This window comes from Lactiplantibacillus brownii (genome assembly GCF_031085375.1).
In the GTDB taxonomy this organism is placed as follows: Bacteria; Bacillota; Bacilli; order Lactobacillales; family Lactobacillaceae; genus Lactiplantibacillus; species Lactiplantibacillus brownii.
Window position 1 is genome coordinate 1 of record NZ_JAVCWF010000007.1, and the last position, 25,757, is coordinate 25,757.

At 39.4% G+C, this 25,757-nt stretch carries 23 protein-coding genes and 3 pseudogenes; 9 read left to right on the forward strand and 17 right to left on the reverse strand.

The features are described from left to right. Positions 1-411: 411 nt before the first annotated feature. Complete coding sequence (locus RA086_RS15430) at positions 412-1,566, forward strand: cation:proton antiporter (protein ID WP_057706645.1); 1,155 nt, start codon at positions 412-414, stop codon at positions 1,564-1,566. A gap of 122 nt (positions 1,567-1,688) precedes the next feature. Beyond that, on the forward strand, positions 1,689-3,257 hold the full coding sequence (locus tag RA086_RS15435; protein WP_087509189.1) for a ClC family H(+)/Cl(-) exchange transporter: 1,569 nt from the start codon (positions 1,689-1,691) through the stop codon (positions 3,255-3,257). A gap of 336 nt (positions 3,258-3,593) precedes the next feature. On the opposite strand, the gene RA086_RS15440 is transcribed toward RA086_RS15435, so the two are convergent. Together RA086_RS15440 and RA086_RS15445 are read right to left on the reverse strand one after the other, a co-directional pair. Beyond that, positions 3,594-3,683 (reverse strand): putative holin-like toxin, encoded by a 90-nt coding sequence (locus tag RA086_RS15440; protein WP_107696660.1) that lies wholly within the window; start codon positions 3,681-3,683, stop codon positions 3,594-3,596. A 185-nt stretch (positions 3,684-3,868) separates the two neighbouring features. Next, a pseudogene (locus RA086_RS15445) lies at positions 3,869-3,970 on the reverse strand (restriction endonuclease subunit S); the annotation flags it as partial. Positions 3,971-4,065: 95 nt separating this feature from the next. Between RA086_RS15445 and RA086_RS15450 the strand changes: the two are divergent. Beyond that, the gene (locus RA086_RS15450; RefSeq protein WP_056986401.1) at positions 4,066-4,986 is read left to right on the forward strand and encodes an IS30-like element ISLsa1 family transposase; all 921 of its coding nucleotides are present in this window, start codon (positions 4,066-4,068) and stop codon (positions 4,984-4,986) included. 293 nt (positions 4,987-5,279) lie between these two features. Continuing rightward, positions 5,280-5,867: a recombinase family protein gene (locus tag RA086_RS15455; protein ID WP_308704517.1), complete on the forward strand. Its 588-nt coding sequence runs from the start codon at positions 5,280-5,282 to the stop codon at positions 5,865-5,867. A 304-nt stretch (positions 5,868-6,171) separates the two neighbouring features. Here the strand turns inward: RA086_RS15455 and nrdF are convergent, their stop codons facing one another. From nrdF to RA086_RS15520, 13 genes and pseudogenes are all read right to left on the reverse strand, one after another. Beyond that, the gene (nrdF, locus tag RA086_RS15460) at positions 6,172-7,122 is read right to left on the reverse strand and encodes a class 1b ribonucleoside-diphosphate reductase subunit beta (RefSeq protein ID WP_020923860.1); all 951 of its coding nucleotides are present in this window, start codon (positions 7,120-7,122) and stop codon (positions 6,172-6,174) included. Between the two features lie 14 nt (positions 7,123-7,136). Next, positions 7,137-8,063 (reverse strand): ribonucleotide-diphosphate reductase subunit beta, encoded by a 927-nt coding sequence (locus tag RA086_RS15465; RefSeq protein WP_010623241.1) that lies wholly within the window; start codon positions 8,061-8,063, stop codon positions 7,137-7,139. A gap of 106 nt (positions 8,064-8,169) precedes the next feature. Beyond that, complete coding sequence (gene nrdE, locus RA086_RS15470; RefSeq protein WP_164510602.1) at positions 8,170-10,317, reverse strand: class 1b ribonucleoside-diphosphate reductase subunit alpha; 2,148 nt, start codon at positions 10,315-10,317, stop codon at positions 8,170-8,172. Positions 10,318-10,344: 27 nt separating this feature from the next. Beyond that, positions 10,345-10,803: a class Ib ribonucleoside-diphosphate reductase assembly flavoprotein NrdI gene (gene nrdI, locus RA086_RS15475; RefSeq protein WP_072533468.1), complete on the reverse strand. Its 459-nt coding sequence runs from the start codon at positions 10,801-10,803 to the stop codon at positions 10,345-10,347. 487 nt (positions 10,804-11,290) lie between these two features. Then, a pseudogene (locus RA086_RS15480) lies at positions 11,291-11,472 on the reverse strand (hypothetical protein); the annotation flags it as partial. Between the two features lie 91 nt (positions 11,473-11,563). Beyond that, a pseudogene (locus RA086_RS15485) lies at positions 11,564-12,182 on the reverse strand (HD domain-containing protein). 578 nt (positions 12,183-12,760) lie between these two features. Further along, positions 12,761-13,315 (reverse strand): recombinase family protein, encoded by a 555-nt coding sequence (locus RA086_RS15490; protein ID WP_020923829.1) that lies wholly within the window; start codon positions 13,313-13,315, stop codon positions 12,761-12,763. A gap of 375 nt (positions 13,316-13,690) precedes the next feature. Beyond that, positions 13,691-14,128, reverse strand: coding sequence for a MarR family winged helix-turn-helix transcriptional regulator (locus RA086_RS15495; protein WP_024305872.1), 438 nt, complete (start codon positions 14,126-14,128; stop codon positions 13,691-13,693). Between the two features lie 11 nt (positions 14,129-14,139). Beyond that, the gene (locus RA086_RS15500; protein WP_308704625.1) at positions 14,140-14,223 is read right to left on the reverse strand and encodes a hypothetical protein; all 84 of its coding nucleotides are present in this window, start codon (positions 14,221-14,223) and stop codon (positions 14,140-14,142) included. Positions 14,224-14,511: 288 nt separating this feature from the next. Continuing rightward, positions 14,512-16,548 (reverse strand): KUP/HAK/KT family potassium transporter, encoded by a 2,037-nt coding sequence (locus RA086_RS15505; RefSeq protein WP_027821214.1) that lies wholly within the window; start codon positions 16,546-16,548, stop codon positions 14,512-14,514. 1,103 nt (positions 16,549-17,651) lie between these two features. After that, complete coding sequence (apf, locus tag RA086_RS15510; protein WP_041153583.1) at positions 17,652-18,602, reverse strand: aggregation-promoting factor; 951 nt, start codon at positions 18,600-18,602, stop codon at positions 17,652-17,654. A 462-nt stretch (positions 18,603-19,064) separates the two neighbouring features. Continuing rightward, positions 19,065-19,328, reverse strand: a complete 264-nt coding sequence (locus tag RA086_RS15515; RefSeq protein WP_027821216.1) for a hypothetical protein — start codon at positions 19,326-19,328, stop codon at positions 19,065-19,067. Between the two features lie 48 nt (positions 19,329-19,376). Beyond that, the gene (locus RA086_RS15520) at positions 19,377-20,306 is read right to left on the reverse strand and encodes an IS30-like element ISLpl1 family transposase (RefSeq protein WP_308704610.1); all 930 of its coding nucleotides are present in this window, start codon (positions 20,304-20,306) and stop codon (positions 19,377-19,379) included. Positions 20,307-20,485: 179 nt separating this feature from the next. Between RA086_RS15520 and RA086_RS15525 the strand changes: the two genes are divergently transcribed. From RA086_RS15525 to RA086_RS15985, 4 genes are read left to right on the forward strand one after another with little or no spacing between them, the layout of a single operon-like run. Further along, positions 20,486-21,016: a helix-turn-helix domain-containing protein gene (locus tag RA086_RS15525; RefSeq protein WP_001748115.1), complete on the forward strand. Its 531-nt coding sequence runs from the start codon at positions 20,486-20,488 to the stop codon at positions 21,014-21,016. Then, positions 20,995-21,882, forward strand: a complete 888-nt coding sequence (locus tag RA086_RS15530; protein WP_308704626.1) for an IS3 family transposase — start codon at positions 20,995-20,997, stop codon at positions 21,880-21,882. The genes RA086_RS15525 and RA086_RS15530 overlap by 22 nt, the downstream gene beginning before the upstream one ends. Positions 21,883-21,923: 41 nt before the next feature. Then, the gene (locus tag RA086_RS15535) at positions 21,924-22,853 is read left to right on the forward strand and encodes an IS30-like element ISLpl1 family transposase (protein ID WP_046041370.1); all 930 of its coding nucleotides are present in this window, start codon (positions 21,924-21,926) and stop codon (positions 22,851-22,853) included. Positions 22,854-22,860: 7 nt separating this feature from the next. Further along, complete coding sequence (locus RA086_RS15985; protein ID WP_407659105.1) at positions 22,861-22,947, forward strand: IS3 family transposase; 87 nt, start codon at positions 22,861-22,863, stop codon at positions 22,945-22,947. 254 nt (positions 22,948-23,201) lie between these two features. Here the strand turns inward: RA086_RS15985 and RA086_RS15540 are convergent, their stop codons facing one another. Together RA086_RS15540 and RA086_RS15545 are read right to left on the reverse strand one after the other, a co-directional pair. Beyond that, a complete protein-coding gene (locus RA086_RS15540; RefSeq protein ID WP_011222016.1) occupies positions 23,202-23,552 on the reverse strand; it encodes a DUF5388 domain-containing protein in 351 nt (116 codons plus the stop codon). A gap of 1 nt (position 23,553) precedes the next feature. Beyond that, the gene (locus RA086_RS15545; RefSeq protein WP_015639692.1) at positions 23,554-24,354 is read right to left on the reverse strand and encodes a ParA family protein; all 801 of its coding nucleotides are present in this window, start codon (positions 24,352-24,354) and stop codon (positions 23,554-23,556) included. 866 nt (positions 24,355-25,220) lie between these two features. Between RA086_RS15545 and RA086_RS15550 the strand changes: the two genes are divergently transcribed. Next, positions 25,221-25,499 carry a BRCT domain-containing protein gene (locus RA086_RS15550; protein ID WP_020923847.1) on the forward strand — a complete coding sequence of 93 codons (279 nt, stop codon included), beginning with the start codon at positions 25,221-25,223 and terminating at the stop codon, positions 25,497-25,499. Positions 25,500-25,757 lie beyond the last annotated feature (258 nt).

A 25,757-nucleotide genomic window follows, 5' to 3' on the forward strand; every position in this document is an offset into this window, starting at 1 on the left:
TCTAAGGTTCATCATAGAAAAGAAGAATTACACTAGCCTCAAACAAGAAATCAATGATGTTTTGGTCGCTGCTAGTTTGGATTCCTTGGACCTGATAATATACCTACGGTGTCTTTTTAGCTCGGTTATGTATCCAGCATGATTTATAGCTGGAGAAAACGATCCAGATATTTAAAATAGATAAAGAAAATTCAGAAATCACTTTTAAAGTTGGCGGTGTCTGTGTTTCGAATAAGTAACTAAATGTGACAACTTATCGTTACTTGAATATTTTTGATTAGTTTGCTAGCATATAAGAAGTATTATTAAAACATGAATAAATAAATCAGTTGACGTAAGCTCAAGGTGTTCTCTTTCAGGGGTGTGTAAGAGGTATCTGGGTTTACGTTTTTTGTATGAGGAGGTTTTTGTTTGGAATTTTTAGGTACCTTGGTGATCATCTTGATTACAACTAGTCTATTTGGCCATCTAGCCTCTAGGGTTGGTATCCCAGCAGTGATCGGTCAATTATTTGTTGGAATTATTCTTGGCCCTGCGTTGTTGAATTGGGTTCACGCCAATGATTTCATCCATATTTTTTCAGAGATTGGGGTTATCATCTTAATGTTTATCGCCGGACTTGAGAGTGATCTTACATTGCTTAAAAAATATTTGCGTCCTAGCATAATTGTCGCGTTGTTAGGAGTTTTGATTCCGATGGTACTGATCTATCCAGTTGGTATTGTTTTTGGCTTGACACAATTTGAAAGCTTGTTTTTGAGCGTTATTTTTGCCGCAACGTCGGTTTCAATTTCAGTTGCTGTCATGAAAGAACTAAATTTACTTGATAGTAAGAGCGGTTCAACAGTCCTCGGTGCCGCGGTGGTTGACGATGTGCTAGCTGTCGTTTTACTTAGCATTATGGTAAGTTTAATAGGTACAAAGGCTGGTACGGATACCCAGATACCGCTAGCTCTGACTTTTTTAGAGCAGCTAATTTACTTTGCCGCAATTTATTTCGTGATGCGTTTTATCGCCCCTCTCCTCGCTAGACTAGGCACCAAATTATTGAATCCAGTGGGACCTACTATAATGGCGATGATTTTGTGTTTTGGTATGGCATATATTGCAAATCTGATTGGACTGAGTGCAGTAATTGGGGCCTTTTTTGCAGGAATTGCGATTGCACAAACTCATGTAGCTCATGAAGTTGATCAAAGTATCGAACCAATCGGTTATGCGATTTTCATTCCTGTATTCTTCGTTTCAATTGGTTTAAGTATGTCACTAGCTGGCATAGAACACGATTTGTTATTAATTATCGTATTGACAATTGTGGCAACACTGACGAAACTATTAGGAGCGGGGAGTGGGGCTAAATGGGCCGGATTCAGTTCGAATGAAGCTTACCTCGTTGGTGCAGGGATGGTCTCGCGTGGGGAAATGGCCTTGATTATCGCTCAAATAGGCTACCAATCCAAACTAATCAGTGATGATTACTATTCGGCAATTATCACTGCCATTATCCTAACAACGTTATTAGCACCATTACTACTCAAACATGCGGCTCGTCATATAAACTACTAAAACATTTTAGCGGTATGACACCCCTTCTCTGTGAAAAATAACTACTAGATTTCATCGAGATATTGCCTAGTTTAATTAAGTACTAAATTATATAATATTGGTTATAATGGAGGATTAGTTATTTGATACAGCTTGTAAAAGAAAAATTTGACGTTACTCGTTTGCGATTTGTTTTACTCGGCCTGCTTGTGGGTTTAATGAGTGGCACCGTTGTTAGCTTATTTCGCTATTGTATTGAGATAGGGCTGCACTATAGTCGATTGGTATATAGATACTTACGAATCGCGCCGTTTGTTTGGTGGGAATGGGCATTGTTGATAGGCATCAACCTTGGTTTAGCGTTAATTGTGGCTCGACTTCTCAAGAGAGAACCTTATATCGCTGGTTCTGGAATTCCGCAAGTTGAAGGTCAATTGGCTGGTGAATTGGAAATGCACTGGTGGTCAATTCTTTGGCGAAAATTTATCGGTGGTATTCTGGCATTGGGACCTGGATTATTTCTCGGACGAGAAGGACCAGCGATTCAATTAAGTGCGTCAGTTGGTCAAGGTTTCGCTTCTGAGTTTAAGTTATCAGGAACTGATCGCCGACTACTAATTGCATCAGGCGCCGCTGCTGGATTAGCAGCAGCGTTTAATGCCCCCATTGCTGGAACTCTATTTGTCTTAGAAGAGATTTACCATAATTTTTCACCGCTGGTTTGGTTAACAGCATTAGCCGGAGCAATTGGTTCAAATTTTATTTCGCTGAATGTTTTCGGACTTGTTCCCGTGTTACATTTAAGTTATTCACGTAGTTTACCAGTATCAAATTATTGGCACTTAATTTTACTCGGCATTGTTTTGGGATTATTTGGTTACTTATATCAACGGGTCTTGTTAGTTATGCCTAGGTGGTATCATCAATTGACACATTTGCCACGCCCAATACAAGGTATCGTACCATTTCTGCTGGTAATTTTAGTTGGTTACTTTTCGCCAAATTTACTCGGTGGTGGTAATGGCTTAATTTTGGGATTTGGCCAGCATGTTCCACCTTTGTTTGTACTAATTGCAATTTTTATTATACGATTCGTCTTTTCAATGATTTCATATGGTTCCGGATTACCTGGCGGTATTTTCTTGCCGATTCTTTCTTTAGGTGCTGTGATTGGTGCGGTTTATGGCGTCTTAATGAATCAATTAGGATTATTATCGCATGTCTATATCATGAACCTAATCATTTTTTCCATGGCCGGTTACTTTGCTGGAATCGGAAAAGCTCCCTTCACAGCTATCTTGCTGGTAACAGAAATGGTTGGCAATTTAACACATTTAATGCCATTAGCAGTCATATCGTTAACTGCTTACCTTGTTGTTGATTTATTAGGCGGTGCACCAATCTATGAAGCATTGCTTAAGCAGATGACAATGCCTAAAACTGTTCAGCAACTTCATCGACCTGATCATTTGGAAATACCGGTTTTCTTTGGCAGTCCCTTAAACGGCAAAATGGTCCGAGACATGCCATGGCCTAAAGAAGCACTGCTCATTGGAATCCGGCGTGGCGAACAAGAAGTGATTCCACATGGTGACACCTTGATTCATGAAGGTGATACGTTAGTACTGTTAACTGATACAACCCAACGACCCCAAGTTAAACAACGGATTGATGCATTATTAGCAACCTTAGAAAAAAAGCACCAAGACTAAGTTAATAGGTAAATTGGTTTATCATAATGGTAGGTATCAGATTAAGTGGGTCCGTTGGCAGACATAAACATATTGGAAAACTATATACAAATACGGTGAAGTACGAAAAACGCTGAAACAGAATTAGTTGAACCTATTTTGAAAAATACAAAGATAAATAATATGCCGAAAATGCCTTGCTACCCAATTTTTCATAGTCATGCTATAATGTAGACAGAAAAGGAAGCCTTGCGCTAACAAGACTTCCTACGCAAGCCGCTTCAAAGGCGGTGGCGAAGTTAATAAGACAGCATTAAGCTACCCTGTAACCTACCAAAGTTACGCAGGGCGGCTTTTTTATTTGTGGTGCTTGTCGATATAGCTGAGTAGCGCGATTAAAAACGTGCCAAACAGCAACATCAACGAGAGTGCCTGGAAGACGCTCATTGACTGTGAAACCTTCCTGAAGATTATTCCATGTTCCCATGGGCCTCACCTCACAAGGGAAAAGACAGCCACCGCCCTTAAACCTTCCTGCGTAATCTATTATACAGGTGAATTAAGTATTGACCAAGCACAATAAAAATAGATCATGGAGTTTCATGGGATCCTAAATTTGATCAAATTAAGAATCAGCAAAACATCTTTTGTAGATACCCTTTTTTGAGTTCCTGGAGTTTTTCAAGCTTACGCTGATGAAGAGCTATAGTATCGTCTAGCTGTTTGAAAAAGGCAAATTCTATAATTAATCCGAACAGAAATTAAAAAGCCCAAAGCAATCACTTACAATGGTAGTAGCTAATTCCAACCAATATAGGGAGTGATTACTTTGGGTACATCTACTTTATCACGTTTTCAACGTGGCGCACTAGCACAACTGGTCAATGAGGGAAATAAATCTTACCAAGTAATGGCTGACGCCTTAGGCGTCGCCAAAGCTACGATTAGCTATGAGTTGGACCGGGTTAAACCTTATGATCCAGAATTAGCTCAGCAAGATGCAGATCGCAAAAGGCGGAATTGCGGTCGTCGTTCGATGCTGACGGCAGCATTAGCGACTTTAATTACCAATCACTTACGATTAACCTGGTCACCAGAAACCATTGCGGCCGCTTATAACTTGAGCACTGCGTCAATTTATAATTGGCTTAATCGTGGCTGGCTCCCCTTCAAATTGACTGATCTACCCAATCGGAATGTCCGCCAGCACCGAGTGAGCGAAAATCGTGGGAAATTTACAAGTGGGACTTCCATCGAACAACGGCCAACAACTGTTAATCAACGGTTAGCTTTTGGTCATTGGGAAGTAGATACGGTGCTTTCTAGTCGAAGTGAGCCACGATCATGTCTGGTTACATTCGTAGAACGTAAGACCCGACTTCTATGGGCCATCAAAGCCCCTAATAGAACGGCTAAGGCTCTAAACACCGCCTTTGGCAAGTTTATGGGGGCCTTCGGTCCCCAAGTAAAATCCATTACTGTTGATCATGGTAAAGAGTTTGCCAATTATCAGGCCTTAGAACAGGATTATCAGATCAAAGTTTATTTTTGCCATCCATATTCACCATGGGAGCGAGGTTCCAATGAATATTTTAATAGACGGTTACGCTGGTTCTTCCCGAAAAAGACCAATTTTAGCCAAGTAACGACTGATGAGATCCTAGCAGCACTTGAACTAATTAATCAACGACCATTAAAAATACATCATCAACAGACTGCCATTGAAAGATTCCGGGCTTGTTCGGATTAAACTTGTAATTTGCCAACTGAAAAATTAATTTTACCTTGACCCAGTTACCTGGTGTGCATCAAATAAGTAGTGATTGAGCACCAAACGAAAAGATTTATTAGATTAATAAGTAAAGCAAACCCCTGAGTTGGAGTAAATCCAAACTCAGGGGTTTTACTGGTCTAACTGTTTTTCAGACCATTCTCTGTAAACTGCATCTTGCCACTAGGGTATACCCTAGTGGCCGTTTTTGTTTCTGTGCTATACTAAGAATTACAAATGTTCATTAGAACTGTCCAAAAGGAGAACTGGAAATGGCTAAAATCGGTTATGCGCGCGTGAGTTCCAAGGAGCAACATTTAGATCGACAGTTGGCGGCTTTAAAAGGTGTTGATAAATTGTTTACGGATAAATTAAGTGGGGCTAACACGAATCGGCCAGAACTGCAAAAAATGCTGGTCTATATTCGTGAGGGTGATATTGTAATGGTCACTGAATTAGATCGCTTAGGCAGAAACAACCATGATTTGACTAAGATCATGAATTCCATTCAAAATAAGGGTGCCACCCTAGATGTGTTGAATTTACCGTCCATGACAGGAATTGCTGACCCAAATTTACGTCAACTGATGACCAACTTGATTATTGAACTCTATAAGTATCAGGCCGAAAGTGAACGTAAGCGAATCATTGAGCGCCAGCAGCAAGGGATTGCCTTAGCTAAGCAGCAGGGTAAATATCATGGGCGCAAACCCCAATACACCCAAGACGATCCCCGCTTGCAACATGCTTTTAAGCTTTACGAGGCAGGCATGAGTGATGTCGATGTTGCCCGTAATACAGGTATTAAACGGACGACCTTTATTCGATACCGTGTGAAATACGGTATTAAAAGAAAATAGGGCCCCCCTTTTGGTTAGCACATGTTAACTGAAAGGGTCCCTATTTTCTTTACTTAATAAGTCTAATTAAATTAGTGGCCTTGGTCGAAGAAGGCATCAACTATTTTAATCAACTAGATCGTTCACCAGCAAGAAACGACCTCACCCCAGCGGAATACTGGAATGAGGCCGTTTAAGCAAAGAAAAACTTATATTATTTCAAATGACAACTTGACAGGGACTAGTACAACTCAGGGGGCTTTACTTTAATATTTCCTGTAGATATTAGCCTTTTTTTAATTTTAATTATGCCTAGAAGCCTATGTTAGAAGTCATAGTCGCCGCTACTCATAGCTTCAGCATTACCCATTAGATAGCCAGCACCAACTTGTGAAAAGAAATCATGATTGGCCGTTTCGGTTGAAATTCCGTTCATTACGATTGGGTTGATATCTTTAATCTCAGCATTAGGGAAGCGGGATTCAAAGCCCATATTTTGGAGCGCCTTGTTGGCGTTGTAGTGAACGAATTGTTTAACGTCTTCCGCTAACCCAATCGGCGCGTAAACTTCTTCGGTGAACGCAAACTCGTTCTCAAGGAGATCGTCGAGCAACTCATCCATCCACTTTTTGAATGTTTTTTGTTCAGTCGCCGATAGCTCGTTATATCCCAATTGAAATTTGTAGCCGAGGTAGGTACCATGAACAGATTCATCGCGGATCACCAGTTTGATAACTTCAGAAAGATTTGCCAGCTTATTGTTACCACGGTACCAAAGTGGGGTAAAAAAGTTGGTGTAGTACAAAATTCCTTCAAGAAAGACGCTTGCAACTTTCTTTTCAAGGTTGTTTCCCGTTTGATAAATATCATTGATCCGTTTGGCTTTGTATTGCATTCTGGGATTATTGTTCATCCATTTGAATACTTCGTCAACAGTGGCTTGATCGTTCAAAGATGTCAAAATAGTGCCGTAGCTTTTGGCATGAATTGACTCCATCATCAAAAAGTCATTGAGGACTGCTGCTTCTTTTCGTGTCCGAACGTCGGGCCGCATCACGTCGACTCCTTCTTCAGATTGGAGTGTATCCAGCAAGGCTAATCCACCCACAACCCGATTGATAACCGATTTTTCGGTGCCAGAGAGTGTCCGCCAGTCCCGTAAATCATTAGAAACAGGTACTCGCGTATCCAGCCAGTATTGTGCCGTTGCTTTATCCCATACATATTCGTCAAGTTCGTCTTCGATGATGTCCCAATTAATTGTTTTATAGCTCATTAGTTGAATACTCCTTAAAAGTCGTAGTCGTCATCGGTCATTTTTTCAGTGTCCGATTCATTGTTTGCAGCCGTTACCTGTTGCAAAAATTGATTTTGGTCAATCATCAGTTCTTTGAGTTGCGCCACTAGTGAAGACGGTTGAACTTCGTAGACAGCGTTAAAGCCAAGTGACATTAATGCATGATTGGCACCATAGGAGGCCAGATTGATGGCTTCGGTGGCATCGTCAAGGTTAGCTTCTAAGAAGTCTTTTTCAGTTTGCATGAGTTGATCAAACTGTGTATTAATCCAATACTGCAGTTCGGTTTGATCACTTACAGTGAGTTCTTCAAATCTGAGGCGAAATTTGTAACCAATATAAGCACTAAAAAGGGCGCTACCGCGGAGAATATTAGCCAACATTTGGTAAGTATTGACGAGAGCCTGTGTTTGAAGTATTGTCCAGTATTTACCAAACGAGAGCCCAGTTTCAGTCAGAATAAAAAGGGCTTTTTTCTGTAAGGCCATATCGCTAGTGCTCATTTGGGCTAGTTGGTCAATTTCAGCTTGCAGATTGGCATTATCATCTGCCCAAGTAAAACTTTCACCGCCGTTACCCGGAATCAGAGCCCGGAAAATGGTCGTACAGCTTTTGGCATGGACTGATTTCATAAAGGTAATGGTGTTTAATACGGATTCTTCTTGTTGAGTTCGCCGATCGTGGCGAATAGCAGGGGTGCCAACTTCTGATTGGTAGACGGCTAACATTGATGTACCTGCCAACATACGAGTAATGGCCTGTTGTTGAGTATCTGATAGCTGTTGCCAAGCCGTTTGATCATTCGTGATGGGAATCCGAATGTCCAACCAAAAGTTAGTGGTGAGTCGTTCCCACATGTATTTATCGAAATTATCTTTAATATCATCCCAGTTAATTGCTTTGTAGTATAAATAGTCCATCGTTATTTGTTCGTCTCCTTAATTAGGATTCATGGGTATATGGGTCTTGTGACCCAATAACGTATGCCGGTGTGTTAAACGGACGGTAAGACCCCAAGTGAATTTCCTAGATCATGCATGATTCACATTCATTTGCCGTTTTAATTTCATCGTCTTCTGTAAACGTTCGAATGTAATAAAGTGACTTAATGCCCTTTGTCCAGGCGTAATTCCGTAACCGGTTAAGGTCTCGGGTTGTCATCTTTAAATTGTTATTGTCCTTCCACTCGTAAAGGTCAGGTTTCAAAACTGAACGCATAAATAGTGTCAGACTCATGCCTTGATCAATGTGCTTTTGAGCTACGGCATAGGTGTCAATAATTTTTCGTTGATCAATATCATATGCGGGTGTGTAGTAAGGCAAAGTTTCGTTAGACAGGTAAGGTGCTGGATAGAAGATTGAGCCTACCTTATTTTCCTGACGTTGTTCTACTAATTGTGTGATTGGATGAAGTGATGCACTTGTTTCATTGACGTACGAAATTGACCCGTTCGGTGCCACAGCGAGTCTATTACGATGATAAAGGCCGCCAGTAATCACAGCTTGCTTGAGTGCCTTCCAATCTGTAACAGATGGTAATTTAATATTTTTGAAGATTTTTGCAACTTTGGTACTCTTGAATTCAAAGTCTGCGTTCAAGTATTGATCGAAGTAACTGCCATCAGCGTACTTTGATTGGTCAAATTTAGCGAAGGTTTCGTGGCGTTCACGGGCAATTCGATTGCTCGTAACGAGTGAATAGTAGTTTAAAGCTAGGAAGTAGGCATCAGTAAATTCAAGGGCCTCTGGTGAGCCATACTCAATTTGGTGGCGTGCAAGGGCAGTATGCAGACCCATAGCCCCTAATCCAATCGTGTGGTAAAGTTCGTTACCATGTTTAACAGTCGGTACTTCCTTAACGTCGGTTGTGTCAGTTACGAGGGTGAGCGCACGAACAGCAACCTCAACTGAGTGACCGAAGTCCGGCGAGTCAATCATATTCATGATATTAGTTGATCCGAGATTACATGAAATATCGGTGCCAATTGTCTTGTACGATAGGTCATCATCAAGTTTTGACGGTTCTTGAGGCTGTAAGATCTCACTACAAAGGTTACTCATAATAATTTTGCCATCGACAGGGTTAGTTTGGTTGGCCGTATCAATGTTCAAGATGTAAGGATAACCAGATTCTTGTTGGAGTTGAGAAATCTTTTGTTCTAGTTTCCGCGCGTTAAAAACTGACTTCTTAATATTGGGGTTAGCGACCATGTTGTTATATTCTTTGGTGATATCGATGTAAGCAAATGGCGTACGATATTCACGTTCGACATCATAGGGGCTAAAAAGATACATTGGTTCGTTAGTCTTGAGTAATTCATAATATTTATCAGGAACAATCAAACCGAGGGACAAGGTCTTCACCCGAATTTTTTCGTCCGCATTTTCCTTTTTGGTATCCAGAAAATGTAAGATGTCAGGATGGAAGACGTTGAGATAAACCACTCCGGCGCCGTTCCGTTGCCCAAGTTGGTTACTGTAGCTAAATGAGTCTTCAAGTAACTTCATCACTGGTACAACGCCAGACGAGGCGTTGGAAATCTGCTTAATAGGATCACCTGAGGCGCGCAAGTTTGACAGGTTAACGCCGACGCCCCCACCGATTCGAGATAGTTGAAGGGCAGAATTAACGCCGCGTCCAATTGAGAGCATGGAGTCGGCCACATCGATTAAAAAACATGATACCATTTCACCGCGCCGTTTTTTACCCGCGTTGAGAAACGTGGGGGTGGCAGGCTGATAACGTTGTGAAATCAATTCATCGGCAACGTCATTGGCAAGTTGTTCATCACCATTAGCGAGATAGAGGGCATTGAAGACGACGCGATCGACAAAGTCTTCCAAAAATTGCTGGCCATCATTAGTTTTCATGGCATATTGTGTGTAGAACTTGTAGGCACCGAGAAAGCTGCGAAAACGAAAGTGATGGTCTCTCATTTGGTCGAACAAGGACTGCACAAACTTGTGAGAGTATTGTTCCAGGATACTTGGATCGATATAATCTTCGTCAACCAAGTAATTTAACTTGGCATTTAACGAATCAAATTGCTTGGTCTTCGGTTTAACTGTCTCTTCGAAATAAGCCTTTAGGGCTTCTTGATCATAATGTAGCGGAATTTCTCCGTTGCTTGGGATATTTACGAGGTTATTTAAGTAAAAATAGGTATTTTCCATTTCTGGGGTGCTAGTTACCATTAGGGATTACTCCTTCGTTGTTTGAAAACAAAATTGATTGCGATAGGTTAAGATGGCATCGGCAATGCGAGGAATGTCGTGTGCGGTGCCACGTAGCTCAAAATCGGTAATGTAAGGAAAATCGAAGCGTTTAGCATATTGTTTAGCCGTGAGTGCAAACTGCTTATTAAAATTACGATTACCGCTACCGATAATACCGTAGCAATGCTGGTAATTGCCTTCGTACGCGAGGTAATCTCCCAAAATAGTGGTTAATATTTCAGTATAACCGTCATTAACCCCATTACCACCTTTAAGAAAGGCTGGTAGGAAGGTAACAAACGGCTGGTCAAGAGTGGTGAATTCAGGGTGTTCTTTAACATTAATTGAACTAACCCGAACATGACGTTCTTTCTCAAAGTATGTTGTCAGTCTGCTAATAAAATATTTCGTGTTGCCACTCAAACTGATGTAGAGAATATTTATGGTTTCCGTAACTAATCATCGTCCTTTTTCTATATATAGTGTTTAGGCGATAATTATAGCACTATATATGGTGTCTATGCAAATTGGTGGACGATCTGATTGATCTACAAATTGTGTTGAATATAAAGATTCATGCGAGGTGGCTAAAATGGGCCCACCGTTGGTATTTTAAGCTGCACTAAGAGACGATAAACGGGACTTTTAATGAGTGGAAGCAAGCTCCCAGGACCCAGCTCACAGTTTGCACCAAAGGCCTTGTTATCAATTGAGAAGAGCACACTGTACGGTTCATGATCAAAAAATATTTTGATTATGTCTACTAGTTTTTACCTTTGTTTTAGTACAAAAAAACGTGCGTCCCCTAGAACTATTAGAAAGTTAATTTAAAATAGTCGAAGGATAATTAAAGGCATGCTATAATGCGGGGAAGAAAAAGAAGCCCTGCGTGAACGGAGCTTCTCAGACAAGCCGCTTTAAAGGCGGTGGTCTAGATTACAAAATACATTGTCGCCTTGTAACCGACCAAAGTTACGCAGGGCGGGTTTTTATTTGGGGTGCTTGTCGATATAGCTGAGGAGCACGATTAAAAACGGGCCAAACAGCAATATCAACGAGCGTGTCTGGAAGGCGCTCATTGGCTGTGAAACCTTCCTGAAGATTATTATATGTTCACATGGCCTCACCTAGCAGGGGATCAGACTGTCCTTTATTAAAAAGTGCAGCGACTTTTTCGAAATACGATTTATCTAATAGATGCTCATTATGTTTCATCTTTTACACCTGTTTCCATTTGGAATTCAGATAAGAAATCACGCATATACTTTGTTCGACGACTGGCTTCTTGCTTTCCCGTTCTGGTATTCATTGAACTTGCTAATTTCAGCAGCTTTTCATAAAAGTGATTGATGGTTGTACTTTTGTGATGGCGATAATCATCGTGTGTTTTGATTTTCTTCACTGATATTTTGGAATCATATATTTCCTGTCCAGCGTGCCCGCCGTAAGCAAATGCACGTGCTATGCCGATTGCACCTAGTGCATCAAGTCTATCAGCGTCCTGAACGCATTTACCTTCGTTAGAAAGCTGATAATGGTGTTCAATGTTGTCAGCATATGACATATGTTGGATAATATCTAAAATGTCTTCTCTAGCCGGAGTTGTAATATTCTCATGGCTAAGTATAATTCGTACTCCTCTCAGTCTATTCTATCTGCAGTGACTTTTTAGTCTATGGTGTCATGCAAATAGCTAGCTGCTTTCACAACATACAGACCAATATCAGTTTCATTTTTTTAAAATCTTCTATATATTTTTTTTGAGCTAGCTTAGCCACTCTTTGGGCATGAAGAAAATCATGCCCAGTTGGATCAAAGGCCATATTTTCTTTAGAAAATGATTTTATATACTATATTTAATCTATTTCGTTTAGTATCCTTTACTATATATAATAAGGAGGCCTCTAATGCTAGTTTTTCTGTCAACATCATTCATACCATCCAATGATAAGATGTGGTCACGAGTTGGCATAAATAAAAATCAACAATTCCCGCCATTGGCAATAGATTTAGGATGACGTTCCCTTAATTTTGAATGGTGTCCATGGTCTTAGTTAAATTTTTCTTGTTTCTGCCCAATTGATTCAATTCAGTAACTATGACAACACCACCTTAACAAATCATAATTTGGATAATAGTATGTTCCATTTGAAAGCTAAGCCTTATAATTAGCATAGGGTTAATAGCTCTAATCAAAATACCCGCAAAAGGCCTGCTCAACTAACAATTGAGTAGGCCTTTTGTAGTACAAATTAATCCTTATCACAACTAACCTCAATAGCACAACAGGTATAAATAGTGCTTAAAATCCCTAAATAAATTTCTCTCACAACTGTTTAATAAAGCGGCAATCCCCGTCGTACGTGATTAATTAAACATTCAATTCTTAAAACACCTATTTTTAAATCGACTTAAACCTTCGCTGTTGCGTGCGTTTACTAATCCCCGTCTTTCGTTCAATCATCTTATAAGTCATACCTTGTTTTCGCAACTCATAAGCAAATCTGATCTGTTCATCAGAATACGTTTTCGGTCGCCCTTCCCGAAACAACGGATCATGTTGCTTGGCATACAATTTACCTTCTTGTGTGCGCGTGACAATCATATCGCGTTCAAACTGCGCAAAGGCGCTAAATATTGTAAAGACTAATTGGCCAGTCGGCGTATTGTCAATTAAGCCCATATTCAAAATGTTGACTTTGACATTTTCTTTAAACAACTCTTGGATAATGGCTAAGGCCTCGCGCGTGTTCCGTGCAAACCGATCCAACTTAGTAACAATCAAAGTATCGCCTGTTTTTAGAACGCGCAACAGTTTTTGAAACTCCGGTCGTTCAGTAGTTGTGCCGGTAAACTTTTCTTGAAAGATTTTTTCTGCTCCTGCCAATTTTAGTAACTCAATTTGATTTGCTAATTTTTGATCAGTGGTACTGACCCGCGCATAGCCATATTTCATCTTTTTATCTCCTTACTTATGTCATTAAGTAATGGCACGGTTCTAACCCTTTAATTATACAGTATCAAAAAAGAGGCCACAACTGTTAAGTTGTGACCTGACTTGTTCTATCTAAACACTTTACTCATTATATATTCAAGACGTCCAAAAAATTGCATCTAATATATCTAAGCCCTTTAACGGGGAGACACTTTGATACTTGCAGCGCTCGATTAATTACTTGGGTATACAAAATAATTATTGTCACGAGCCAAAAATAATCTTAATGTTTAAATTTGCTTCAATTCAATAAAAGACCGGCCTGCTCAAGCCCAAGGGTTTTAACAGACCGATCTTTATTTACATTAAGGCATCTTTACTTACTTTGAAAAACTTTTAATTTATCTTAGCCAGTTGTTGTGACAAAGCTTCCACTTGTTTAGTCAACTTCTCCAGATTGTGACTCTGGTCGAAAGTTTTTAAGTTCGCTTGCACTTGCCGAACACCTTCCTGGACCCTTTCTTGGCCATTAACAGTCAAAGATAGCCAAACAATTCGTCGATCATTTGGATTCACTTGTGATTGAATTAAATTATCTTGAATCAATCGCCAAGTATTCCTGGAAATTAGTGTGCGCGTAACCATGAACGCATCAGCTAATTCACTAGCAGTAGCTTGTCCGTGTTGTTCAAGATAGACTAATATTTCCCACTCACGCATTGAGAACCCAGTTGTGGCCAGCCCTTGCACTAACATCTGGTATGCCTGTTTCTGAATAGCTTGCAGGGTTGCTAAGCTCTCAAACTGGTTCTTAATTTGCTGCTGATTTAGCATATAATATCATCCTATTCTTTGCGCTGCCGCTTAGCCATTCCGAAGAGTCCTAACAAACTACTCATGGCTAATAGTAATAAACCACTCAGTGTCATGTGTCGTTGATCAGTTTCATCAGTTTGAGGCAACCATTGATCTACAAAATTAGTAGCCTCTGTTTGACCAGCCTGAACCGGCTTAGCAGCATCGTTGATTGGCTCGGGTTAATAGAAACTCTAAAATCTGTCGATAAACTATTTATAATTCTTATTATAATAAATTGATTCAAACTCATTATGAACGTTAGAAATATTATTAATATGCATTGAAGGTTAATTTTACAATCTACCTAAAACTAAATATAATTTTTCTAACTTAGTTGTTGCACTTAAACTACTGCATACTCATTTTTCAGTCTTGCTTAATCTGCCTCGATGATAAATTTTCTTTTGGATTAAGTATTGATCCTGATCTTGAGTAATAAATAACGGAGAACTTTCTTCTATGACATTGCTAAACTCCAAACCATACCATGAAATAGGTGAGGCCGTAATTTTCTGCAAGTAGATGCGCCCGCCAATCAATCTTCTATCTAACGAGCTTAACTTATCATTGGCAATTAAATCTGCTGGTTGTTCCTTTATAATAACAAACTTAAAGTCGCCGACTTTCCGTTGTCGCTCTGTTGAATACGTGGGTATTTGTGGTTCTAAAATACCTTGTTCCACTAGATGATTTACAATTTGATGTAAATAGACACTAACGGATTGAGATTTCTTAAACCCTAAGTAAAATTGAACGTTAACAACATTATGCGTCTCAAGTAAATCAACTGTATAATTACTTTCATAAGGTGCATTGGTTTCATTGACTGTAACAAACCAATAAACTTTAGCTCTTTTAGGTTGTCTGTCGAGAATAGAATACATGGTACTACGCTTAATTTGGTAATCACCCTTAATTTTAGTCATATACACTAAGTTAGTCGTGAACAAAGGTACTGTATTGTCTGCGCTTAATTTAGAGAGTTGATCACGATAGTCAAGAAGTGAAACATACTCGCTTTCTTTCTCATAATGTTCTCTTCGTTTATTTCCAAAGTACCAAAGCCACATAATATAAAGAATGCCCAACATGATTGTTAACGTAACATAACCGCCATGAATAAACTTAACCAAACTTGAAATTAGAAAGATTAACTCAATAAAACCAAAAAACAAGGCAATTATAAGTGCTGTTCCCTTAGCCAGGTGTTTCTTTAAGAATTCATGCAAAAGCACAGTAGTCATAAGCATGGTAATAGTGATCGCTAAACCATACGCGGCCTCCATTTTTTGTGAACTACCAAAGAACCAGACTACACTAATTGTTATTATACATAGTATCCAGTTAACAGTTGCAATATAAATTTGATTTTTTATATTACTTGGATGTCTAATAACCATTCTAGGTAAAAATTTTAAGCCAATTGCTTCATCGGCTAAAGTGTAAGAACCCGTAATCAACGCTTGAGAGGCAATAATTGCAGCGAGTGTGGCTAGCACAATGCCAACTAGGCGCCAAGTTCCGGGGAGCATTTCATAAAAGGGATTTAAGTTCGATAAGTTCCTGTAAGCAGTATCACCTGCATGTCTAATTATCCAAGCACCCTGACCTAAGTAATTTAAAAATAGGGTACTATATACTAGTGGCCATGTTACATAAATATTCTGCTTGCCAACGTGACCCATATCGGAATATAAAGCCTCTGCTCCTGTGGTTGCCAAAAAGATACTTCCAAGTATAAAGATTCCCACTTTGTTAACTGGACTGAATAGTATCCTAATTGCATAATAAGGAGAAATAGCCTTCAATATCATTGGATAATTGATTAGATTAACGATTCCAAAGACAGCCAAAAAGCCAAACCATAAAATCATCACTGGTCCAAAGGATTTCCCAATCACACCTGTTCCAAAACGTTGAATCATAAATAATACGAGTAGAACAACTGTTGTGATAATCAAGACGTTATGTTGAGAATTACTAAACACCACAGGGCCAAGGTGTTGTTTTTTTAATCCCTCAATGGCTGAAGTCACAGTTACTGCAGGAGTTAATGTTCCATCGGCCAAAATGGCCGCCCCACCAATCAAGGCTGGCCAAATTAACCATTTTGAATTTTTTCGAACCAATGCATATAAAGCAAAAATTCCACCCTCACGCTTATTATCGGCTTGCATTGCAATGACAACATACTTCAACGTTGTAATGATCATTAATGTCCAAAAAATCAACGAGATCGATCCAATCACGTAATTGGGAGAAATATTTCCCATTTTACCGGCGTCACCAATCAATGCATTCATAACATACAATGGTGAAGTGCCAATATCACCGTACACAATTCCTAAAGTAACAAGTGCCCCCGCAAAAGAAACACGTTCTAGTTGCTTATTCATATTTGCTTGCCCCCAACGCTAATTATTGAAATATAGCACTGCAAAATAGTAAGCCTAAACACGAAGAAAAGCAACTATGCCATATACATCATAATGAAATCACTTTAAAGAAGCTCATAATTTACGATATACTGATTGAAACCATAAATTATGGGCATTCTATTCTTAACTATCTAGTTGAACCATCTGATAACCGACTCCAATATGTGGTAGCGTCAAGAATCTTGGAGAGCGTAAAATATCTTGTGTAAATGGTAGATTGTAAAATAGCGCTGCCAATACCGATTAACTAGCTATAAAATCAATAACGACAATGATTAAGCGGGGAAACTAATGATGAAAATTAGCCGCTTTATCCGATAAAAGTGATCACTTTTGGTCGATTTATGAAAAGTCAACGAGGATTATCGATAATTTTAAGTACTTAACTAGTGAATTTTGACGGGTTAATTTGTCGGGAAGTCTGATTACAGTGACACTTAACTAGTCATTTTATTGCTTGGAGACGTGGCACTGACTAATTATTTTTCGGTAAAGCAGATAATTGATAGAAGTTGCGCATCGTGTAGTCAATTGTGGTCGGTTAACGAAGGCGTCGATTAATTAAGTATTACTTATAGTAGGTTTATGCCAAAAGTAGCCCATGACGATCGCTACTAAAACGTTACTGGGTTAGTATTACGCCATAGCTGAATGGTATGTGGTTGTCGTTGTGGACTAGTCGTCAAACTGTCGGGAGTTCGGGACTGTACTTAGTCAGGAAATTAGTTGGATTTTCTCCGTTAAGGTTGGTGAATTGTTAAATAAAAACATGTGGTATTTTGGTTGGGAGAGTGGGTCGTCGATTGGGGGAGACAACTAGCAGGTCTGGATCGTGTCCGTCTTAAAGCGGTTGCTAGAATAAGCATATCGCATATCTAAATAACGGGTTGTCAGCATGCTCTAAGGCCCATTATAAAGTCACTTAGCAACTGAGTAACTTTGTAATGGGTATTGGTGGGGGGACACACGTGCTTCAGCACGGACTTAATAGTAGAAAAAAAGATTGCGAATCAGAAATGATCCGCAATCTTTGCATTTATTTATTAATTTAAAGTGGCTTTTTAGTACCAGCCATTAGCAAGCCAGTAACTCTTGGCGTTGCTCCATGAACCATAACGTGAAGCAACATATCTGTTAGCAACACGTTCTTGGTTGGCAGCGGAGTAGTCACCGTTTAAGTATGAAGCACTTAATTGGTACTTACCGAAGTATTGACCGTTACGAGCAGAATATGAACCACCAGATTCTTTACCAGCAATCCAAGCCTTAGCAGCACTATCAGAACCATTGTTGCTATAGTTTGATGTTGAAACTAGACGTTGAGTCGTCGTCTGAGCAGCAGGTTTGCTAGTTTGTGTTTGACTTGATTGGGTCTGGCTAGCTTGGCTCGGTTGAGTTTGAGTTTGACTAGTCTGAGCTGATGATTGTGTCGTGGTCGTTTGTTGAGTCGTCTGTGTTGAAGTCGTTGAGGTTGTTGAAGCTGTTGATGATGCAGCTGAGCTAGTAGCACTTGATGAAGCTTGACTAGTGGTTGCAGCAGAACTTGAAGCTTGGCTAGCAGCTGATTGCGTTGAGCTTGCTGAAGAAGCAGCACTCGTTGCAACACTTGAAGTAGCTTGGCTAGCAGCTGAAGAAGTAGCAGCAGAACTAGTAGCTTGGCTAGCAACTGATTGTGAAGAAACACTAGTTGCACTGGCACTCGTTGCAGTTGAAGCAGCTGAAGAAGTAGCTTGGCTAGTTGCTGATTGTGGTGCAGCACTTGTAGCAGCAGAAGTCGTGGTTATTGTAGTAGTACCATTGACTTCAAGCTTATCACCAATGAAGATTAAGTTAACATTAGCTAACTTGTTTGCCTTTTCAATGGCTGAAACTGAAGTGTTGTGAGCTTGGGCAATTGCTGAAACAGTATCGCCGGCCTTAACAGTATAAGTATCAGCGTTGGCAACCGTTGTTGAGATAGCGAATAAAGCTAATGCAGCAGTTGATGATAATACAAGGTTTTTGATTTTCATAATAATTAATACACCCTCCTATAATTTGCGTGTGTTCGATTATTTACATATATTTTCTATTGGTCGAGCAGTTGATGTCTCAACCAATCAACAGTGACTAGTATAACTAGTGAGTGTTTGCAGTGCAATAATCAGAACATTACGTTTTTAGGGGGTGCTTGTAATATAAGGCCGTTTTTGTAATGAATTGTAATATTTGGTAGATTGTATCAACATTATTAGAATAAAAGTAGCGGGATAAATATTTCACGACCAAATAGTATCTAATCTATACGTTCAACACCGCAATCACACACCACAACACAGCACACCGTATAGACCCTTTAAAACGTCTTCTAAGCGATTTCAAGGTGCATTGCTTATTATAATATATACCCAAGCATAATAAAACGTCTTAAAACCGATTTTAACGTAATAAAAACCAGCAAGCTACTTAGTGTAATCTGCTGGCCTATTTTTTATTTAATTACAAAGGCTCATCACTGATTGATAACCTAACAACCTTATTAATTCATCAATTAAATCATTTTTCCTATATCCATGGGCTAAAGAAGTAGCCAAAGAGCACGGTCTAAAATTTAACTCACGATAAAGTTGTTCTAAAACAGTTAATATTTTTGAATCAATGTTTGAAATACTACTTTTCGGTTGTCCACCCATAGAAGTAATCATTTTTTGTACTAAATCTTTTGTTATCATTTGCTGTATTGAATTGTCTAATTCCATAGTAATTCTCCTAAATGTTTTTTCACTAAAAAAAGGTAGATTGCAAATTTAATCCGAATTTTTGGACAAATTTGTCAGCATAACCTGATACGGTGTTTGCCAATCGAGTATTTTAAGCGGTCGCTGGTTAATTTGAAGTAACGTCGTCGTTAAATCTTGAGCACTAATGTGCTCAAAACGAGTCCCTTTAGGATAAAAATAACGTAAATTCCGATTAAAGCGTTCATTACTACCACGTTCAGCTGGCGTATAAGCATGGCAGTAATAGGTCTTAATACCATATTGTGATTCAAGTGATACTAGCCCACTAAACTCAGTGCCACGGTCCACAGTAAAGCTGTGCACCGGACCATTAAAAGTGGTTAGGAACTTAGTTAGTGCTTCATTAACAGTCGCTGTCGTCCGATCTTTTAACCGGTATGCCCAAAGGAACCGTGATTTGCGATCGATTAAAGTTAATAAAACTGCCTTACTATGCCCACGAGGACCAACGACTGTATCTAGTTCAAAATCGCCGATGCGCTTACGTTGATTAATCATCATGGGACGCTGTTCAATTGATCGCCCCAAAGATTGATTATATTTGGATCGTTGGTCAACGTTACGCCGTTGGCGTACGCCACGTTCAGGTAGATCATTCAAGGAGAAACCAATTCTCCCCTGATTTAGCCAATTATAAATAGATTTAGTAGCTAGTTTAAATTCGTGAGCAATCATTCCTGGTGACCAGCTTAGACGTAAATGGTTGAGAATTTTTTGCTTTAACTCATCGCTCAGCTTAGTTTTCCGACCACATCGTGATCGCTTGTATTCGGCATCTGTTTGTGCTAATTCAGCCTGATAAGGTTGACATCGAGATAATTCATAAGAAATTGTTGACGGTGATCGGTTCAGCCGAACGCCCATTTGGATATTGGACAGCCCTAGTTCACAAAAGGTTTCGATTTTAATTCGTTCGGAATAGGTTATACTAGACAAAAGATCAGCTCCTAAAAGATGGGTTTGTGGTAAACACCATTTTAAAGGAAGCTGATCTTTTTTGTCCGAACAGCGTTCGGATTAATTTTACAATCTACCACACAACCAAAAAGCCACTCATCTCATCACGAGGTTGAAGTGAACCCCCGAGATTGGACAACAATCTCGGGGGTTTTACTATGACTAAATTTAATTTAGAGTTACGGATTTCTATTGTGACACAATATTTAACGGGTATTAGTTCCATTCAATTGGCCAGAAAATACCATGTTGCCAACAATGAAACGATTCTCCTATGGGTTCATCGCTTTAATCGTTTTGGCATTGCAGGATTAAAACCGAAACCTATGAATTTGGAATACTCTAGTGAGTTCAAGATAGAAGTATTAAACTGGAAACAACAGCACAAAGCTTCGCTTCCAGAAACAGCACTACATTTCAACCTCTCTTCACCAAGTACTATCTGGCAATGGCAAAGAAAGTTTGATTTAGAGGGGCTCAGTAGACTAAATAGAGTGAGAGGAAATCCAAAGACTATGTCTAAACATAAAAAAGTGACCAAACCCACAACGGCACAAATCCAAGCACGCCACGATAAAGATGAGTTAAAGCAACTCAAGCAAGAAAATAAGATGTTAAGAATCGAGAACGAATTTTTAAAAAAACTCGATGCCTTAGATCACGAAAAATCAGCTCACGAGAAACCGTGACCTTAATTGATGATCTGAGGCGGGTCTTCAAAACGTCGATTAGTTTTATCCTTAAAGCCGTTAAGGTACCACGTAGCACGTACTATTACACTAAGCACAGTCAGGGACGAAAATATGAGGATGACCAGGTTATCCAAGCCATTGATGAAATTCGGCAAACAGATGCCAAGTATACTCAAAAATACGGTTACCGTCGCATAACGTTAGTTATGCATGAACAGGGATTTAAAGTTAATCATAAACGCGTCCTCCGAATTATGAAGGAGCAAGGCTGGACATGTCAGGCCTTTAATAAGCAAACTCGCAAATATAACTCATACAAAGGAACTGTTGGTAGAATCGCCAAAAATAAGTTACACCGTCGATTCAAGACAGATCGACCATATCAAAAACTCGTCGCCGACGTTAGTGAATTTCGATACGGTCAGATGAGTCAAAGCGAGCGAATCTATTTAGAACCCATCATGGATTTATTTTCGGGTGAAATTTTGGCATTTAACATTAGCGCACACCCAACTCTTGAATTTGCGTTGAAACCACTAAAAGAAGCATTAGATGGATTACCTGAGCTTCCTTATAGAACAACGGTACACACAGATCAAGGATTTCAGTATCAACATAAACAGTGGCAAAAAACGCTTAAAACTCATCATACCTTTCAGAGTATGTCCCGTAAGGCGACTTGCTTAGATAACGCCGCCATGGAATCATTTTTTCATCTCATGAAAGCAGAGATGATGGATGAACACTTCGAAAATTCAGAAAGTCTCGCGCAAGCGATGACTGAATGGATTGAATTTTATAATAAGGTAGATTGTAAAATTAATCCGAACGCTGTTCGGACAAAAAAGATCAGCTTCCTTTAAAATGGTGTTTACCACAAACCCATCTTTTAGGAGCTGATCTTTTGTCTAGTATAACCTATTCCGAACGAATTAAAATCGAAACCTTTTGTGAACTAGGGCTGTCCAATATCCAAATGGGCGTTCGGCTGAACCGATCACCGTCAACAATTTCTTATGAATTATCTCGATGTCAACCTTATCAGGCTGAATTAGCACAAACAGATGCCGAATACAAGCGATCACGATGTGGTCGGAAAACTAAGCTGAGCGATGAGTTAAAGCAAAAAATTCTCAACCATTTACGTCTAAGCTGGTCACCAGGAATGATTGCTCACGAATTTAAACTAGCTACTAAGTCTATTTATAATTGGCTAAATCAGGGGAGAATTGGTTTCTCCTTGAATGATCTACCTGAACATGGCGTACGCCAACGGCGTAACGTTGACCAACGATCCAAATATAATCAATCTTTGGGGCGATCAATTGAACAGCGTCCCATGATGATTAATCAACGTAATCGCATCGGCGATTTTGAACTAGATACAGTCGTTGGTCCTCGTGGGCATAGTAAGGCAGTTTTATTAACTTTAATCGATCGCAAATCACGGTTCCTTTGGGCATACCGGTTAAAAGATCGGACGACAGCGACTGTTAATGAAGCACTAACTAAGTTCCTAACCACTTTTAATGGTCCGGTGCACAGCTTTACTGTGGACCGTGGCACTGAGTTTAGTGGGCTAGTATCACTTGAATCACAATATGGTATTAAGACCTATTACTGCCATGCTTATACGCCAGCTGAACGTGGTAGTAATGAACGCTTTAATCGGAATTTACGTTATTTTTATCCTAAAGGGACTTGTTTTGAGCACATTAGTGCTCAAGATTTAACGACGACGTTACTCCAAATTAACCAGCGACCGCTTAAAATACTCGACTGGCAAACACCGTATCAGGTTATGCTGACAAATTTGTCCAAAAATTCGGATTAAATTTGCAATCTACCATAACCGTAGAATCAGGACCAAACTAAAAGGCAAGTCACCGGTACAATACCGAGAACTTGCCAATCAGTTAGCAGCTTAATTTAGTTGTCCAAACTTGTGGGTTCACTTCAGGTGGGTGGCTTTTTTGAGTAAGTTAAGTGACAGCATTGATTGTTATATGATTGTGTATGTCCTAAATGGACACAAGCAACGCTCCTAAGCAAAGCCTGTATGTAATGATTTCAGAAAAGCCCTCTATTCCGCATAATAGAGGACTTTTTTGTGTGCATTCTGCTTAATTTAAACGGACAAGTATACATCTAAAAGGTGAACGTGTCGTCTGAGAGCACGTGATTATTTACTTTTTACTTTGTTAGCATCGCCGGTTTCCAAAGTCTGTATTTGAGTCGTAAGCGTATTTTGTTCAGACTCAGTTAACGATTCAAAAAAAGTTTTTTGTAATTGGGCTAATCCGTTTTGTTGAGTTGAGCTATACCCTAAAATTACCATAGCTTTCATAAAGTTTTTTAGATGATTGTCAATTCTGAGCGTAGTATCAAAAGTAACACCATCTATTTGTTTAGACTTCGTTTTGTTTGATTCGTTTAGAGAAGATATGGAAATTTCTTTTTGGGGCTGGGGCGCCGATTTTCTAGGAATTATTTTGCTTTTATTTGAGTTAGGATTGTGTAAAAGTTCCACCATGCTAGTCCGCCCTTTCAATAATTTCTTGTGCCACAGAATCGTATAATCTAATTATTTTTTTATCGAACTGATCTTTTAGAAATACACCTCTGATTGAATATCTTTTGATTCTTTCCATATTACGAATTAGGGTTTTTAACATGTTTTCTTTCCCAAATTCTTCTTCTGCTACTTCTAATGTGCTGTGATCAACAGGCGCCCCATTCTTTAATAGCACAGGAAGTATACCGAGTAAATTCAAACTAGGTGCTTCGTATTCATCGATTACCTGTTCCTGTATATATTTTAGAAACGATTCGGCACCCTGAAGACTGTGCTCTTGAGTTTGAAGGATAATCAGAACCCAATCTGAAGCGTATAAGGCGCTATCAGAAATTAAGGAAATAGTCGGTGGCAAATCAAATACCACAAAATCATATTTTTCTTTTAGTGAAGCAAGTAGCTTGCTAAAATATGTAACTCTATCTTTATAATTATTTTTAAACTTTTTTTCCATAATCCGTGGGTACAATGAAAAATCTGCGCTTGATGGAATAAAGTCAATGTTTTTATCCAAAGTAACCAACGATCTTGATAAGTCCTCTTCTTGGATTGATGCAAGCAAGGTTTGATTAAATTTAATATCATCGTGGCCTAAATTAGCCGCGGTTTTAAAGTAAATATCTGTAGCGTTTGCTTGAGGATCGAAATCAATTAATAGCGTTTTTTTACCAGCACGAGCTAGTGCCAGGCATGCAAGCGTGGCATTTGTTGTTTTACCGGTGCCACCTTTAAAATTTCCAAAAGTAATTACTTCACCCATTATACTGACCTCCAATTAAGTATCCTAATATACAAGGATACTTGGATACAAGGATGATAACATACAAAGATACTTGGATACAAGGATACAAGGATACATTTCTTCTCAAAAGCCGTTAAATTAAGATTGACTGCAAGTATCCTAATATACTTAGATACAAGGATACAAGGATACTTAGATACAAGGATATGAATATACAAGGATACAAGGATACAAGGATACATAAAAAGAAATGTTGATTTATCACCAAACAACGAGTAATATTGGTTACATAAAATAGAACATAAAAAAACACCCACCGACGGGAATCGGTGAGCGCCACATAAAAGTCAACTTGTTTAATGACTATTATATCATGGCCGGTGCGATTTTTAAAGCCCTAGGGGACAAGCTGGGGTCTAAATCCAAGGGGACACGTTTGCCAGGGCGACTTCAATAAGTCTGGCTATACCACAACAAAGCTATCTGTACGGCTGGGTGGTGAATGGTGAGCGCGACCATTAACGGCGCGGGTGGTAAAACGAAGCTTCGGCTTGGTGCCACTGATTAGTTGGTGATCGAACAAACATAAATACGTATCATCAACGCCTGTTAGGGCGTTTTTTAGTAGGCTAAACCGAAAACGTAGGTTTATAATGAGTGGTGGTAGCAATACCGCAATTGTACAGACAAGCGACGGGCGTTAACGACCGACGAACTAAGGGGAAACTTTTAGTAGTAGAATTGTACTCTGGTTCAGTTATTCCAAATAGCTGATTCCAGGGAACAATTCTGCGCTCAAAACGTCACTCCCTCTAAACTGAATGGAAAACCATAACCCGTCAAGTCAAAACCAACATTAGAATCAAGAAAGTTGATGATTTAAAATGCTTGATTTAAGAGATTGTGAGATTGCTTTTACCGGACGTCTAACTACCATGACTCGGGATCAAGCTTTTAGTTTGGCGAAAGTCTTTGGGGCGAAACCACAAAATTGGGTTACGAAACAGACAGATTATTTAGTGGTTGGGTTAATTGAGACGGCTTTAGGTGAGGAGCCCATCACAAAAAAGTTATTGACGGGAACACCAACGATTTCAGAACGGGATTTTTTGGACTGGTGTCAGGCACGATTGGCGCAATGGTCTAGGAGTTTAGGCGGTTAAATTCACAAAGTGAGTTTACTGATTTTTTGGGGATTTTTCATCTAGACCACTCCTCTACCGTCAAATTTCACAAAGGCCAAATAACGGATCGTTGTTTTATCAGGGAGTGAGGGGGTTACTTGGGATAAGCCGCCTTATGTGAAGTAGAAATTGGTATACTAAAAAAGGCTCCCGGTTTAACACTGGAGGCCTTTTTTCTAGGTTATATATTTTGAGGATGAATGTTTTTATCTTCGTAGCTTTTACTTGGGTGCTGTA